Source organism: Kitasatospora sp. NPDC087315 (assembly GCF_044744345.1).
In the GTDB taxonomy this organism is placed as follows: domain Bacteria; phylum Actinomycetota; class Actinomycetes; order Streptomycetales; family Streptomycetaceae; genus Kitasatospora.
Genome location: NZ_JBIUYD010000008.1, coordinates 20867 through 36234 on the forward strand (window position 1 = coordinate 20867; position 15368 = coordinate 36234).

The following is a 15368-nucleotide window of genomic DNA, read 5'->3' on the forward strand; positions in this document are numbered from 1 at the left end:
GACTTCGCGGAAGGCCCAGACATTGTGGAAGGAACGCTGGCGTTGACTGAGCAGTTGCGACTGATGGCGGTGCACGCTCACCCGGACGACGAGTCCAGCAAGGGTGCGGCCACCATGGCCATGTACGTCGACCAGGGGGTGGACGTGCTCGTGGCCACCTGCACCGGGGGTGAGCGCGGGTCGGTCCTCAACCCCAAGCTGCAGGGGCGCCCGGAGATCGAGGAGAACATCCACGAGGTCCGGCGCAAGGAGATGGACGAGGCCCGCGCGATCCTCGGGGTCACCCAGGCCTGGCTCGGCTTCGTCGACTCCGGCCTGCCCGAGGGGGATCCGCTGCCCCCGCTGCCCGAGGGCTGCTTCGCCCTGCAGGACGTGAAGGAGGCGGCCGAGCCGCTGGTCCGGCTGATCCGCGAGTTCAAGCCGCAGGTCATCACGACCTACGACGAGAACGGGGGCTACCCGCACCCCGACCACATCATGACCCACAAGATCACCATGCTGGCCTTCGACGCCGCCGGCGACCCGGACGCCTACCCGGAGGCCGGCGAGCCCTGGCAGCCGCTGAAGCTCTACTACAACCACGGCTTCCCGATGGGCCGGATCCGCGCGCTGCACGCCTACCTCACCGAGCACGGCCACGAGTCGCCGTACGGCGAGTGGATCGAGGGCTGGGAGAAGAGCGGCCGCAAGGAGCGCGAGATCACCACCCGGGTCCACTGCGGCGACTGGTTCGGCACCCGGGACCGCGCGCTGATCGCCCACGCCACCCAGATCGACCCGGACGGGCCCTGGTTCCGTGTCCCGCTGGACGTCCAGCGGGAGGTCTGGCCGACCGAGGACTACGAGCTGGCCCGCACCCTGATCGACGCCGACCTGCCGGAGGACGACCTGTTCGCCGGCCTGCGCACCCCCTCCATGGCGGTCGAGGCCGCCGACACGCGCGACTGACCCACCCCCGGTGGCCCGGCTCGTCGTGAGCCGGGCCACCATGGAGAGATGAGCACCCCCGTGAACCTCACCCACCTCGCCGCCTCGCTCGCCGTCGACGACGCCAAGGTGACCCCCGGCCTGCTGGGCTTCGTCGTCTTCGCCGCCCTCGGCGTGGCCACCTGGTTCCTGGCCAAATCGATGAACCGGCAGTTCAAGCGCGTCAACTTCGTCGAGGAGCCGGAGCCGCCGAAGGAGTGAGACACCGCCCCCGTACCGGCGCCGATGCGCGAGGATGGGGGCATGCCGAACCACCTCGCCGATGCGACCTCGCCGTATTTGCTGCAGCACGCCGAGAACCCGGTCGACTGGTGGCCGTGGGGAGTGGAGGCGTTCGAGGAGGCCCGCCGCCGCGGGGTCCCGGTGCTGCTGTCCGTGGGGTACGCGGCGTGCCACTGGTGCCAGTGGCACTCTGCGTAATCGGTTGATGGCGGAACGAATACTTTGCGCCTCTGCGCCCCCTCGAACGCCGCGGACCCCGAGGCCGCCAGGCGCCCGGATTCTCGGCGTGCTGAAGCAGATAAGGCCAGGTCACACCAGCCCGCTGGTTCGTGCCAGACAGCCTCTCACATAGTCCCGAGCTCAGGTGTGTGACCCGCACAGCTCGGCCTGCTTGGCTGATTTGCACTCATGGGCCATCACGTGGTGGACGGGAATCGGCCGGGATTCGAGCCGATAGCCCCTGTAGCGGCCCGGCTGGTCCGGCTCTGCCATTGTGGCGTTCTTGGGTACAGCGTTGTAGGCGCCATCGGCCCGGTCGCTCGTAGCGCCACCTGCCCCACCTCGCCCCTCGCGGACCGTCCGAACGCTGCTTGGGTCCAGGTCATTGCCGGCCCTCCGCTGTGTTCTCCCCGCGGGTGTCATCTTGTCCTGCGCGACCGCGAGTGGGGCTGCCCATGTCGCCGAGGCAGCCCGTCAGCGAGTCCTCTCGCGCTCTGAAGGCTGTCTCGTTGTCCGACAGGCCACCATCCGACTTGTCACATATTGTGCAGCTATGCGTCGGATGTGCTGCTGCTTCGGCTCCAGCGCGGGTCAGGGGAGAGGGGTCGTGCTGTGTCGGACAGCGCCGAAGCGATCCACAATCGGCTTGCCGAGCTCGCCGCTCCGACGGCCAGTAGCCGGGTCATCGACCTGGGATGCGGTGCCGGACCGACGCTTCTGGCGCTGAGCCGTGTGGCTCCCGAGGCTACGTTGATCGGGATAGACAGGTCTGTGGAGTTCCTCCGGCAAGCTCAGGAGGAGCTTCATGGTCACCTCGGCTCGGTGATGGCCCTCGCTGCAGATCTTCAGACTCCGCTGCCGTGCGGGGATGAGAGTGCTGACGTCGTTCTTTCGTACAACACCGTCGAGTGCCTGCCGGACCCGGAGCAGCTGCTGGCAGAGGTCGCTCGGGTTCTCCGGCCAGGTGGGCGGGCGGTCCTTGCGCACGTCGACTTCGATTCTCTGGTGATCGCCGGCGCGGATGCGGACCTTGACCGACGGGTCTGTCACGCTTTCGCGGACGATGTGCAGAGCTGGATGGATCACGCGGATGGGCGGATCGGCCGCAAGCTGGGGCTGCTCCTCGCACGGAGTGCACTGAGGCTGGTGAGCGTCGAACCGCTGTTGACGTGGTCGACCGAGCTGTCGGGACACGCGGAGGCCCGGATCGGAGAGATCCGAAAGGCGCTGTTGTCCGCGGACAAGCATGGCCGCGGCACGGTCAGTTCGGCTGAGGTGGAGAAGTGGTACACGGCGGTGCAGGAGGCGGATCGCCTGGGCGGGTTTTTCTTCTCCGAGCTGGCCTTCATCGCGGTCGCCGAGCGCCCAAGCGACGGGCGTCTGGCCGACGGCACCGCACCGCCGGCTCGCGATGGCGTCCTGCCCGGGCGTGAGGACTGCTGGGTGTCGGGGCATTCCGCCGCCGCGTGACGGACGGCTACGGCACGGCGCGGCCTCGGAGCACGTTGTCGGCGAACGAGCAGATGGCCTTCTCAGAGACGCCGAGCGGAGCTGTGGTGTCCAGGGTGAGTACTGGGTGCTCGGGGTCGGTCCAGGAGAGCTCGGGTGCGTCGGGTGCGGGGTTGGCGCGGTAGGCGGGCGAGGGCCGGAGGGCGTCGCGGGCGTGCCGGAGCTGTTCGGGTGCGCGGACGTGGATGAGGTGGAGTCGTTCGCCGAGGAGGTGGGCAGCGAGCCGCCGCTCCGCAGGCGTGGAGGTCACGAGCGTGACGATGCCGATCGGGTGCCGGAGGGCGGCGTGGGCGAGCGCCTCGATGGTGGCGGTGCGGTCTTCCGGGGACCAGCCGAGGTCTCGCAGGACGCCGGTGGCCCGCTGTTCGTCGGCGTCGTACAGGACACAGTCGCGGTGCTCGGGTTGAAGGTGGGCGAGGAGTCGGCGGGCGAGGGTGGTCTTCCCGGCAGCCGGCAGGCCCATGAGCCAGAAGACCGCGGAGGCGGGTGGGCGCGTCACGCGGAGTGGCCCCACCTCTCGCACCAGTGCTTGAGCAACGGGGGGATGTCTGCGTGTGCGGGTGGCGGGGTGGCTTCCTGGATCCGGCCGGAGGCGATTTGGGGCGACCAGTCGCCGATGCCGTAGACGAACGGGCCGTGGTCGTGGCGGCCGTAGTCGAGCATGGCCGGCCTCCAGGGGATGCCGATGTACTCGCACAGGGCCTTGCAGGTGGTTTCCGGTTCAGCGGTCAACTGCTCGTAAGTGACGCTGACGGAGGTGGGGACGTAGGCGGCGGCTTCGTCGAGGGCGGTGGCGAACTTGTCGACAGTGACGGCGGCTTCGGCGAGGTCGGTGGCGTCGCCGGCGCGGCGGATGGAGTCGGCGATGGCCACCGGGTGGCGGCGCAGGATGATGTAGCGGGCGTCGGGCCAGCAGTCGACGAGGCGCTGCCAGATGAAGACGTTGCCGGGGGACTTCTCGACGAGCACGGTCTTGCCCGCTTCGGTGAGTTGGCGGTGCAGTAGCCGGTCCCATAGGAGGTGTTCGAGGTCTTCGCGGCCGAGGCCGAGGGTGCGCATGGCAAGGTCGGTGAACTCGTCGTCGACCGTGACGGTGAGGCCGCCGAGGTGGAGTTCGTGCGGGGCATGGACGTCGGGGTGGGAGCCGAGCAGGCAGCGCAGCAGGGTCGATCCGGAGCGGATCGGGGAGAGGACAAAGACGGGCGAGGGGACGAGGCGCTGGTCAGGCACGGAACTCCTCCTTCACCTGGTGCTCGCGTTCGGCGAAGACACGCAGTCGGGTTTCGAGGTCGCGGCGGTAGTGGGCTGAGCCGGGGGCGGTCTTCTCGTCGCAGTGGAAGATCCGCAGCGGGAGCTGGTGCAGGTAGCCGATGCCGGGCCCGGCGGGGTGGGCGAAGGTGTAGGAGAGCCAGTCCTCGTAGTTCAGCCAGCTCTGGCCGTCGTCGTGGAACCGGTCGCCGGGGATGCCGCCGGCTACGGCCATGACGGGCCGCGCGCGGTGGGTGTCGTAGATCAGGAAGTGGGAGGAGACCCGGTTGACCGAGCGTGCTTGGGCGCTGAGGACGGGGCCGGCGTCTTCGAGCTTCCACTGCCAGCAGTCGTGGTCGTCGATGCGCTGAGCGAGGGCGAGCTGAGGGCAGCGGTCGAAGGTGTCGGCGATCTCGGCGAGGACGTCGGTGGCACCGGGGGCGCGGAAGGCGACGACGTCGCCCTCGATGGTGATCAGGAAACGGCTCTTGTCGGTGACGAAGTGGGTGTGGATGTTGTTGGCCTGGTCGCCGGAGGCCCGGTGGCGGGTGCGCCAGCGCAGCCGTACCTCGTCGAATCCCCAGGTGGAGTGCGCGAGTTCGGTGATCTCTTCGATCGGGGCGCTCTCAGCGCCGTCCACGACGAGGACCAGGTCGTAGGGGTGGCGGGTGCCCCGGCAGAGGGCGTCGAGGGTGGTGGGGATGGTGCGGCGCAGGAGTTCGACGTCGCTGTGGACGAGGTAGGCGATGGTGAAAGCGGGCGGGTAGGCCACCGGGGTCACCACCCTGCCGGTCCGGTTACGTCCGCCGCGGCGCCGCAGTCGGGCGGGGCTGCGGTGGTGAGCAGTGCGCGGGTGTCGGTCAGCATGGCGGCGGTGAGTTCCTGGGAGTGGTCGTGGATGGCCTGTTCGATGCCGCGCTCGATGTCGTCGGGGATGTGGGGGTGGCCGACGCACATGCCCATGACCTGGTACTTGGCGGTGGTGCCGAGTCCGATGCGGTCGGCGAGGTCCTGGAGGGCGAAGAGGTCGAAGACGACGGTGCCGCTGCGGTAGAGGCGGTCGGCGAAGGCCGCGGTGTAGCGGGAGACGAGTGCGCGTACCGCCCCGTGGAGTTCGGTCCGGCTGTAGGCCTCTTGGAGGGCGTGGGCGACTGGGTCGGGGAGGAAGACGAAGGCGCACCGGTAGAAATCAGAGGTGCCGAGGAGACGGAAGGTTCCGGTGCGCTCCAGCAGGTCGACCATCCGCTGGTAGGTGGCCTGGCGGGCTTCTACGAGCCGGCCGATGCCGTCAATGCCCTGGTGCTTCATCAGGGCCCACAGCTTGAGTGATTCGAAGCCGCGGGAGCCGTAGAACGGGGTGATCAGCCCGAGGTCGAGGCAGCCGGGGTCGTCGGCGCGGTCCGGGTAGCGGGCGAAGTGGCCGAGCACGGTCGGGTCGCGGAAGAGGACGTAGCTGGAGGGGTAGGAGACGAACAGGCCCTTGTGGGGGTCGAGGGCGACGGAGTCAGCGCGTTCGATGCCGACGAGTTGGACCTTGAGCTTCTCGGAGAACAGCAGGCTGCCACCGTGGCAGGCGTCGACGTGGAACCAGACGCCGTGCTGGGCGCAGAGGTCGGCGAGGGCTTGCAGGTCGTCGATGCCGGTGGTGCGGCAGTTCCCGGCGACGCCGACGACCATGAAGATCCGCTTGCCGGATGGCGGTGAGGCCAGCAGGTCGGCGATCGAGGCGGGGTCGCTGGTGAAGTCGGGGGTGGCGTCCGCCCACAGGAGTCCGTCTGTGCCGAGGCCCAGGGCTTGGGCGGCGGCGACGTAGGAGAAGTGCTCGACGCCGCCGGCCAGGAGGATCACAGGCTGCTCGGGGATGGCGCGCAGGCCGCTGTGGCGGACTTCGGGGTAGGTGTGGGCGAGGGCGGCGGCGATGGCGATGTGGTTGCTCATGTTGCCGCCGGAGGTCCACATCCCGCCGAGCGAGGCGAGCCCCTGGTAGGCGGTGAGCGGTGCGACCTTGTAGCCGATGAGTTCGCGCAGCCAGGTGATCAGCTGGGCTTCGATCACGCTGGCGGCGGGCGCGCTGCGGTCGAAGGCGATCAGGTTCTGGTTGAGGAAGGTGGCGACGATGTCCGCGGTGAGGGCGGCGATGCTGTCGCCGGTGTCAGGGAAGGCGAGGTAGCGCGGGTCGGCCTGGGAGATCGACCAGCTGGCGATCTCGGCCAGGGAGTCCATGAGCTGGTCGTCGCTGGTTCCGGCGTGGGGGATCGGCCCGGCGAGGCGGTCGATGAGTTGGCCGACCGTCGCGTGCCGCAGGACGCGGTGGTCGCGCAGCTCGCCGGAGGTGAAGTCGAGTCCGAGGTCGACCGCCTGGTGCAGCATCCGCCGACTGTCGTCCCGGGGACGGCTGCTCAGCAGGGCGGGCGGTTGGGGGTCAGGCACGTCCGAACTCCATTCGATACACGCAGCCTTCGCACGAGGACCAGGCGGGGCCTTGGATGAAGGACTCCCGCAGCGACTGGTACGGCGGCGCCGTCCAGATCTCGGCCATCGGCGTCTGGTGGATGTTGCCGAGCACGTTGCCCGGGCTGGACTCCATGTGGACACAGCACGGCGTGACGTCGCCGTCCTTAGTGAGGTAGCTCGCGTCCCACGGCCACGGACAAATGGCGTTCGCGGCGGCCGGGGAGGTGAGGCGGGAGTAGTCGAAGATCGACAGCTGCAGGTCGCGCTCGTCTGCCCGTGCGAGGCCGGCCTCCAGGCACGGGACGACGTCGTCGGCGGGGAGGGCGAACAGGGACTCGGTGTTGAGGCTCTTGTCCTCGCCCCAGTGGTGCAGGCTCTCCACGCTGACGCGCCCCAGGCCGTGGTCGGCGACGAAGTCGACGATCGCCGGGAACTGTTCCAGGTTCGCGGCCGAGAGCGTCACGGCCGCGGACAGTCCCGTCTCCCGTGCTTCGGTCAGCGCGACCGCTTCGCGCAGTGCCGTGCTCAACTGGGTCAGGCGCAGCCCGGAGCGCATCCGCCCGAGCGTGTCGTCGTCGGCGCCGTCGACGCTGATGGCGATCAGTCCGAGCCCGGCAGCCAGGACCGGTTCGAGCCGGCGGCGCACCAGCAGGCCGTTGGTGTTCGTCGAGGTGAACACGGAGCGGTCCGTGCACGCCTGGACGTAGGCGGCGAAGTCGCGGACGATCAGTGCCTCCCCACCGCCGACGAAGGAGACGTGGCCGAGGTCGGGGAGCTGGTCGAGGAGCGCGACGAACGCCTCCAGGGGCAGGTGCCCACCACTGCTCTCGTGTACGGCCCGAAGGCAGCCGGCGCAGGCGAGGTTGCACAGGTCGGTGAGTTCGACCTGCAGGTACTGCGGCATGGCGGTGGGCTGTCCGGGGGTGAGGCCGTAGCGGTCGAAGTCGTCGGTGACGAGGAACTTCCGGAACCGCTCGGGCACCGTGATCTGCGGCGCGCGTTCGGGTATCACCCGGCCACAGTCTTCCGGTAGACGGAGACGCTCTCGTCGGCGAACAGGGCGAACTCCTCCACTCGGCGGGCGAACGACGGTACCCGAGGGGTCAGTTGCTCGGATGCCACGTCGATCGCCCGGGTCCAGGCGACCGGATCGCGGTACTCCTTGACGAGGTGGACATCAGGGTCGTCTGTGAGGTGGTGCATGGACGGGACGGCCGAGGACCACACCGGGACGCCCAGGGCCCGTGCCTCGTGCGCCACCAACGGGTGGTTCTCCCACCACAGCGAGGGCACCAGCAGCGCCCGGGCGTCGGCAAGCACCGGACCGACCTCGGCACGGGAGTGCGGGGGAAGCCAGCGCACCCGGGGATCTGCTGCGGCGACGGCGCGCATCCGCTCCTCGTAGGCGGTGTCGTCCGGCACGGTCGCGATCACCAGCGGCAGGTCGGTGAAGCTACGGCGGTAGGCGTCGAGCAGGAGGTGCAGGCCCTTCTCGGGCGAGCACCTGCCCAGGAACAGCAGATACCGTCCGCCGCCTCCGCTGGTGGCGAGCGGAGCCCAGGCGTCTGGCAGTCCGTAGCAGGCCCGATCGCGGACGACCTTGCTCACGTCGACGCCGGCCTTCGCCAACTCGGCGGCCTGGTGCGGCGTCTGCGTCCACAGGGCCCGGGCCCGGTCGTTCAGCCAGGCGAGGTTCCGCGCCCGCCAAGAGGCCACGTCGCCGTGCGCGTTCTCGGGGGCGTTGAGGCATCCGAGGCAGTCCTGGGTGGGTGCGGCCGCCGTGCACTGCGTGCCGGTGGACCGGATGACGAGCTGGTGGTCGGGGCAGACCGCGGTGTAGTCGGTCAGCGTCGCGACCACCGGCACCCCGGCCAGTGACGGGAGGTCGAGGAAGCCCAGGCCGATGCGGCTGAAGTGCAGCACATGCACGACGTCCACGGCAGGACGTGCGGCAAGCAGTCGCTCGACCTGGCGGGCCTGCCCCGCCTCCTGGGTGCGCCAGTCGGCAGGGTAGTCGTCGCCGAAGGCAGCCGGCAGGCTCAGGTACTCATCGGCCGTGCGACGGTGCGGTGGCGGTGGCTCGCCGGCCGCGAGCCAGCTGACGTGCACGCCGCGGGCCGTCAGCGCCCGGGCGAGGTCGTCGGCCAGGATCTCCGTACCGCCGGCGTCGTCGCCTGCGAATCGGTGGGTGGTCAGAAGGATCCGCAAGTCTCCGCCCCTCAGCAGGTGTTGCCCTGGAGACCGGCCCAGCGGCCGATCGGGGTGAGACCGGCGGGCATCCGCCCGTTCACACCGGCAGCCTCCGAGCCAGAGGGAGTCTCCGGTCCGGACAGTCGCAGAACCCCGGTGCGGGAGCGGTCGAGGACCGCGAACGGCTCGTGCAGGGCCATCGCGGTCCAGCCGCCATCCTCGAAGTCCACGAACACGTTCACCCCGAGACCGGCCCCGGTCTCGCCGTGTGCGGGCAGGGGCAGATGGAGCCGCACCTGTTCCGCTTCCCAGGAGAGGTCGACGTCGGCTGCGTCCTCCCAGACGGGATCGGGGTGCGGGACGCGGCGGAAGCGATCCGTGGGCGCCTGGAGCCGCCTGGCGCCATCGCGCGTGGCATGCCAGTGGTGCTCGCCCGGCCACTGCTGGGCGGCGAGGTCGTGCAGGGTAAAGGCACCCGACCCCAGCGGCTGCAGGCGAACCCTCACGGCGCGCACGGCATCGGGAGTGTCGCCCAGGTCGAGGCAGACCGCCAGCTGGTCGTCGTCGAGCGCGAGCCGGGCGCGCAGACCAGCCGAAGTCGCCAGGCCGCCCCGCAGCCGTCCAGGGCCGCCCAGCGGGATGGCCGAGTCCTCGTCGTGGCCCGGATCCGCCAGGAGGCGGGCGGCTGGCAGGTAGTCGGCCTCGGGGGGTGCGGTGAGCACCTCGTCGGTGAGTCCGTACGGGGCGGGGAGGGCGTCGAGGACCTCGGGGTGCTCCTCGCGGAGGGTGATGACGAGGCGGACGGCCAGGTCGGTGATGAACCGGATCAGGTCGCACTTGACCTCGTCGGGGCTGGTGATGTCCCCGTTCGCCAGCACGGCCTGGTAGTAGCAGCCGCCACCGCACACGTACCGGGATGGGCAGGTAGAGCATCCGTCGCGCTGGTCGACCACCAGGTCGAGGTAGCGGCTGCGTTCGCTGTCCTCGACGCCGGTGGAGGCGTGCCCGATGTGCCAGCCGGACTTCCCGATGAAGTGCGCGCAGGGGTAGAGGTTGCCGTTGGTGTCCAGGTAGGTGCCGCTCTTGCCGGCCCCGCACCGGTAGACCTGCGCCGCGCGGTCCTTCACCCGGTAGAAGAACCGCATGAAGAAGTCCTCGGAGTTCAGGGCGAGGAGCCGGGCGAGGATGCCCTCCGGCGGCTGGGCGAGGAGGTGCTCGACGAGGTCGGCGTAGCCCTGGCGGAAGGCCGGCAGCGTGGCGGCGTTGAGGGCGTAGTCCTTGTCGTGGGTGGCGTTGACCGGCTTCATGTAGATGTTGCGGGCGCCGACGTCCTCGAAGAGGTGGCGGAAGATCATGGTGAAGTCGGTGCAGTACGCGGTGAGGACCGCGGAGACGCCCATGTCGGGGTAGCGGGCCAGCACCCGGTCCAGGACCGGGCGCACGTGGTCGTAGGTGCCGCCACGTCCATTGGTGTAGAAGCGGACCCGGTCGTGGACATCCTTCGGGCCGTCGAGGCTGATGTCCTGGGGTGGGCCGAGCCGGTCGGCGAGCTCCGGCGTCATCGACAGCGTCGCGTTGGTGACCATCGGCCCGGCCCACACCACGCTGACCGGCGAGTCGGCCAGGCCCTCCTCCACCAGGGCCTGGACCTCCTCGTGCATGTGCCGTACCAGCATCGTCTCGCCGGCGAGCCCGAAGTCGACCCGGCTGTACCGCGCGTCCTCCTCGACGAGCCGCTTGCGGTGGGTGGCCAGGCCCTGCACCACCGTCTCCAGGGGAATCGTCACGGGCTTGCCGTCGGCGTGGACCCGGTCACGGAACGAGCAGTACGTGCAGCCCATGTTGCAGGAGTCGGTTAGGGAAAGCTGCGCCTGCGGGTACGCCTCGCGGTAGGACGTGATCTGGTGGACCGACTCCAGTCCGCCGCACGGGCACGGTAGGCCCGGGGCGGTGATCTGGCCGCCGCGGACGTGGAAGACGTACCCGTCCGCGAAGGAGACGTGCGCGGGGTCGCTGGTGGAGTGTGCAATCGCGTCGCTGATCACGGTGGACCTCTCGGGTTGAGATGGTGCGGATCGGGGCGGTACGGGGATTACGGGTTTCGCGGGCCTGGTAGTCCCAGGCGCTGGCGGAACAGGTGCAGCCGAGTGGCGAGCCGGGAGACTTCACCGCCGACCTTCCCGCCGGCCGGGTGGGCGGGGTCGGCTGTCTCCCGCAGGGCGAACGTGGCATGGACGAGATCGCGCAGCTCCGCGGCATCCTCGGCGCCGATCACCTGTGGGAGGAGGGCGAGTTGCCGCTCCACGGTCACCGGCATCCGCGAAGGCGCCGAGGCGGTGGACGCCAAGCGCGCCAGCGCGGCCCGGGATTCGAACCACAGGTACTTGGCGGTGTACTCGCGGCCCTGCTCTTCGTACTGGCTCGGGCGGCCGATGGTCTCAGCCGATGGCGGTCTCAGGACTGTCGTCGCCCAACCTGGGTCGTGAACGGCGGAGCCTGGCCGACGGAGCTCGAACCACTCGTGAAGGTCGCGGCTCGCGTTGCCGTCGGCGTTGACGAGGTCGTGCTCGACCGGGCGCGCGGCGGAGCCCTCGGCCTCCAGCCCGAGGCAGGTGAGTGCCTCGGTCAGCAGGTCCTCCGCCGGCCGGTGCCCTCCGGGGAACGCTGTCGAGCTCAACTCGAAGTCGATGTCGCTGCCGAGGCCCAGCACCCCCTGGGCGCAAGAGCCCCGCAACAGCAGGTCCAGTTCCTCGATCCGCAGGACGGTGAGGACGACGTCGGCGAGTCGACCGGTGATCTCCTCGGCCACCGTAGCCCGCTCGCACGCCGAGTCCCAGCCGCTCGCGCGAGCCAATTGGCCGATTCGCTCGGCCAGTTGCTCAAGCGGCACGGCTTCGGCCGGAGGCTTCGACTCGGCGGCCGAGAACAGTGCCAGGACCCACGCCCGCCGTAATGCGGCCAGATCTGGTGGAGAAGCGGTCGGTCGACTGCCTGTCGTCAGGGCATCCAACTGTCCGAGCAGGGACGCATAGGCGTCCTCACCGCGTTGCTCGCGCAGGTGCGCGGTCAGCACGGTGTGGAAGACGCTGAGCCTTGCGGGAAGGACGTCCTCGGCGAGGTGCCCCAGAGTGGCGGCGCTTGCCGATCCGGCCCTTGTCAGCGGGAGTTCGCTCGCGAGTGTCGCCTCGATCCCGTAGCGGCGGACGTCCCCGTGGGGCGCGCCCCGGGCGAGCCAGCTCGCCAGGACGGTCTCGAAGTCGTCCAACACCGCCTGCTCGCCCGGCGGCGAGGCGGGGATGCGGTCCCGCAGCTTGAGGTCGTGTCCGAGCAGGTCGGACCAGGCGATGTCCCACTTCATTAGGGTCAGCTCGTTGGGGGTGGCTCCGGCCGGCACCAGGAGTGCGTCCTCCCAGTCGATCAAGACCGTCCGCCCGACCCGGCGGAACAGGTTCCGCGGCACACACCCCGACGCCTCGACCCCTCGGTCGAGCAAGGCCACCAGCAGGCCGGCGACAACGGGAACGGACAGACCGTTCGCCCCGTTCCCGGCCGACAAACGCTTGCCCAGATACGGGGAAACCAGTGCGGCACCCTGGCCGGGCAGTGGGACCAGTTCGGGAACACAGACCTCCACGGCGCCGAACCCGTCGACAGTCAACCCGCCCAGACGACGCGCGGACTCGGCGGCCAGATCCCGCTCCGAGCGCGCAGCCCCCAGCGGCCGGAGCTTCGCCACCAGGTCACGCCCACGGTGGCGAAACCGGCGCACCTGCCCGCCAATGTCGACGAAGTCGGGGTCATCGAAGGCATCCCCGCCGCTTGCCCTGTCGAGCGCCTGCCGAACTGAGACTGCGAGGTCCCCCGAATCACGCGCACCCCTTGTTGTTCTGCTCACCTCACTCCCCTCCCGAGTGCCGCACGCAGATCTGCCACCGTAGCCGCTCCGTCACCGTGTGTTCGATCGAATTAGCGGATTCGGCCACCGGCTTCCGGTCTGCGTGGAGCCGCACGAAGCGGAATGACAGCTCCCAATTGCTGATGATCATTCAGTTCTGCCACTCATCAATGCTGTTGGGGAGCTATGCAGTGCCGGGCGGCTGCGCATAATCGGCCTCTCGCCCGCGAGAGCATGGGACAATCGGCGCGCGGCGCCGACCGTCCACCTGGTGCGGTTGCTGTGCCACTCCTGCGGCCTGTCCGCGGATCCGCCCTCTCACAGAAGTGGTCCTTCGTTCTATGGCTACGGTCCTCTCCATCGCCGACGCGGTGCAGCAGCGCATTGCTCAGGCGATCTCCACCGCGTTTCCCGACGCAGCGGACAGCGACCCCCAGCTGCGACGAAGCGACCGCGCCGACTTCCAGGCCAACGGGATCATGAGTCTCGCCAAGCCTCTGCGGACCAACCCCCGCGAGGTGGCCACGCGCGTCCTGGAACACCTGGCCGCGGACGAGGTGATCGCGAGCCTGGAGGTCTCCGGCCCCGGATTCGTCAACGTCACCGTCACCGATGCCGCGATCCTTCAGCGGCTGGCCGCCCGCACGGCGGACACCCGGCTCGGTGTCGGCAGCACCGCCGACCCCGGCGTCACGGTAATCGACTACAGCCAGCCGAACATCGCCAAGGAGATGCACGTCGGCCACCTGCGCTCAACGATCATCGGCGACGCGCTGGTACGCGCCCTTGAGTTCACCGGCGAGAAGGTCATCAAGCGCAACCACCTCGGCGACTGGGGCACCCAGTTCGGCATGCTCATCCAGTACCTGATCGAGCACCCCGGTGAACTCGGCGACGACACCGAGGCCGCCGACTCCGGCCCGTCCATGTCCCGCCTCAACCGCCTCTACAAGGCGTCGCGCGCCAAGTTCGACAGCGACACCGACTTCGCCGACCGGGCCCGGCGGCGCGTCGTCGACCTCCAGGCCGGCAACCCAGAGACCGTCGCCTCCTGGCAGAGCATGGTCGACGAGTCGAAGGTGTACTTCGAGGCCGTCTACGCCCGCCTCGGCGTCCTCCTCGAAGACGCCGACGCCATCGGCGAGAGCTACTACAACCCCATGCTCGCCGACGTCTGCGCAGACCTCGAAACCTCCGGCGTCGCCGTCCGCTCCGACGGAGCCCTGTGCGTCTTCTTCGACGACATCAGGGGCCCCAACGGCGAGCCGACCCCGCTCATCGTCCAGAAGAGCGACGGCGGCTACGGCTACGCCACCACCGACCTCGCCGCCATCCGCGACCGCGTCGGCCTGCTCGGCGCCAACCAACTCCTCTACGTCGTCGACAGCCGCCAGGCCCTCCACTTCCAGATGGTCTTCGAAACCGCCCGCCGCGCAGGCTGGCTCCCCGACAGCGTCCGCGCCCTGCACCTCGGCTTCGGCACGGTCCTAGGCAAGGACGGCAAGCCCTTCAAGACCCGCTCCGGCGAGACCGTTCGCCTCATGGACCTCCTCGACGAAGCCGTCGACCGGGCCCGCACCGTCGTCTCCGAGAAGAGCCCGCAGCTCGCCACCGAGGAACTCGAAGACCGGGCCAAGCAGGTCGGCATCGGCGCGGTCAAGTACGCCGACCTCTCGACCTCCCGCACCCGCGACTACATCTTCGACGCCGACCGCATGGTCTCCCTCAACGGCGACACCGGCACCTACCTCCAGTACGCCTATGCCCGCATCCAGTCCATCCTCCGCAAGGCCCCCGAAGGCGTCACCCCGACCGCCCACCAGGGCCTCGCCCTGGAGCCGGCCGAACGCGCCCTCGGCCTCCTCCTCGACGAGTTCGGCGCCACCATCACTCAGGTGACCGGAACGTTCGAACCCCACCGGCTCTGCGCCTACCTGCACAGCCTGGCATCGGCGTACACCACCTTCTACGAGCACTGCCCCGTCCTCAAGGCCCCCAGCCCCGAGGTCATGGAGACCCGCCTGCTGCTCTGCCAGCTCACCGGTCAGACCCTCCGACAGGGCGTGGACCTCCTCGGCATCGGAACGCCCGAGAGGTTGTGACTCCTTTGGCGGGGCCAGTGGAACGCGGAGTGGCTGAGCCGGGCAGACAGGCCGAGGTCAGCCACCCAAGAGTTTCGCGTGCCCCAGTCGCACAAGCGCGCCGCTCCCAGTAGCGGCGTGCTTCGTGAACCTGTAGCGCCTGTCGGCTCGGACTCGTGCACCATCGTGTGGCGGACACGGGGCGCGCAACGGCAACGCGCGCCCCGGTGCCAGCCGGTGGCTGATCTGAACAGAGGGGGAACTCCGGGGCGGGTTCCGTAGCGGTCGGTAGGGTCAAGGGCCTGGAAGTTGCCTACGCCGGATCCTCTTGATCCTTGCCCTCTGCGTTCAGCAGGGCTGAGATGCGTTTCCACCTCTCCGTGGACCAGGCGGGTGACAGGGCCAGATGCTCTTCCACCCAGGCGTCGATCTCGTCGTCGCAGTTTGCGCTCATGTTCAATCAATCTATGATATTGCGCTGGTTCGGATGCTCCCGCAGTGTTAATGCTTGAATCAAGCAGCACACCGCGGGAGCACGCATCACGGGGTTGGCGTGAAGGAGG

The 15368-nt window shown here is 69.5% G+C and carries 13 protein-coding genes and 1 pseudogene; 5 read left to right on the top strand and 9 right to left on the bottom strand.

Going from position 1 to position 15368, the window contains the following annotated elements; genetic code table 11:
* Window positions 1-42: 42 nt before the first annotated feature.
* From mca to ACIO5D_RS13265, 4 genes and pseudogenes are all read left to right on the top strand, one after another.
* Entirely contained in the window at window positions 43-948 is a 906-nt protein-coding gene (gene mca, locus ACIO5D_RS13250; RefSeq protein ID WP_363607409.1) for a mycothiol conjugate amidase Mca, read from the top strand.
* Between the two features lie 48 nt (window positions 949-996).
* Window positions 997-1188, top strand: coding sequence for a hypothetical protein (locus ACIO5D_RS13255; RefSeq protein ID WP_363607410.1), 192 nt, complete (start codon window positions 997-999; stop codon window positions 1186-1188).
* 42 nt (window positions 1189-1230) lie between these two features.
* Window positions 1231-1389 (top strand): annotated as a pseudogene (locus ACIO5D_RS13260) (DUF255 domain-containing protein); the annotation flags it as partial.
* A 651-nt stretch (window positions 1390-2040) separates the two neighbouring features.
* A complete protein-coding gene (locus ACIO5D_RS13265; RefSeq protein WP_400795102.1) occupies window positions 2041-2898 on the top strand; it encodes a methyltransferase domain-containing protein in 858 nt (285 codons plus the stop codon).
* 7 nt (window positions 2899-2905) lie between these two features.
* Here the strand turns inward: ACIO5D_RS13265 and ACIO5D_RS13270 are convergent, their stop codons facing one another.
* The 8 genes from ACIO5D_RS13270 to ACIO5D_RS13305 are packed head-to-tail and all read right to left on the bottom strand — an operon-like array spanning window position 2906 to window position 12724.
* On the bottom strand, window positions 2906-3436 hold the full coding sequence (locus ACIO5D_RS13270) for an adenylyl-sulfate kinase (protein WP_400795104.1): 531 nt from the start codon (window positions 3434-3436) through the stop codon (window positions 2906-2908).
* Window positions 3433-4167: a sulfotransferase family protein gene (locus ACIO5D_RS13275; RefSeq protein WP_400795106.1), complete on the bottom strand. Its 735-nt coding sequence runs from the start codon at window positions 4165-4167 to the stop codon at window positions 3433-3435. Before ACIO5D_RS13275 ends, ACIO5D_RS13270 begins: the two co-directional genes overlap by 4 nt.
* The gene (locus tag ACIO5D_RS13280) at window positions 4160-4957 is read right to left on the bottom strand and encodes a hypothetical protein (protein WP_400795108.1); all 798 of its coding nucleotides are present in this window, start codon (window positions 4955-4957) and stop codon (window positions 4160-4162) included. The genes ACIO5D_RS13275 and ACIO5D_RS13280 overlap by 8 nt, the downstream gene beginning before the upstream one ends.
* Before the next feature lie 5 nt (window positions 4958-4962).
* Entirely contained in the window at window positions 4963-6615 is a 1653-nt protein-coding gene (locus ACIO5D_RS13285; protein WP_400795110.1) for a pyridoxal phosphate-dependent decarboxylase family protein, read from the bottom strand.
* Entirely contained in the window at window positions 6608-7651 is a 1044-nt protein-coding gene (locus ACIO5D_RS13290) for a radical SAM/SPASM domain-containing protein (protein ID WP_400795112.1), read from the bottom strand. The genes ACIO5D_RS13285 and ACIO5D_RS13290 overlap by 8 nt, the downstream gene beginning before the upstream one ends.
* On the bottom strand, window positions 7648-8847 hold the full coding sequence (locus ACIO5D_RS13295; protein WP_400795114.1) for a glycosyltransferase: 1200 nt from the start codon (window positions 8845-8847) through the stop codon (window positions 7648-7650). The genes ACIO5D_RS13290 and ACIO5D_RS13295 overlap by 4 nt, the downstream gene beginning before the upstream one ends.
* Before the next feature lie 11 nt (window positions 8848-8858).
* Window positions 8859-10874 carry a radical SAM protein gene (locus ACIO5D_RS13300; protein ID WP_400795116.1) on the bottom strand — a complete coding sequence of 672 codons (2016 nt, stop codon included), beginning with the start codon at window positions 10872-10874 and terminating at the stop codon, window positions 8859-8861.
* A 47-nt stretch (window positions 10875-10921) separates the two neighbouring features.
* Window positions 10922-12724, bottom strand: coding sequence for a hypothetical protein (locus ACIO5D_RS13305; protein ID WP_400795118.1), 1803 nt, complete (start codon window positions 12722-12724; stop codon window positions 10922-10924).
* Window positions 12725-13065: 341 nt separating this feature from the next.
* Between ACIO5D_RS13305 and argS the strand changes: the two genes are divergently transcribed.
* Window positions 13066-14826, top strand: a complete 1761-nt coding sequence (gene argS, locus ACIO5D_RS13310) for an arginine--tRNA ligase (RefSeq protein WP_400795120.1) — start codon at window positions 13066-13068, stop codon at window positions 14824-14826.
* A 292-nt stretch (window positions 14827-15118) separates the two neighbouring features.
* Here argS and ACIO5D_RS13315 read toward each other — a convergent pair whose 3' ends face one another.
* Window positions 15119-15259: a hypothetical protein gene (locus ACIO5D_RS13315; RefSeq protein WP_400795122.1), complete on the bottom strand. Its 141-nt coding sequence runs from the start codon at window positions 15257-15259 to the stop codon at window positions 15119-15121.
* Window positions 15260-15368: the final 109 nt, after the last annotated feature.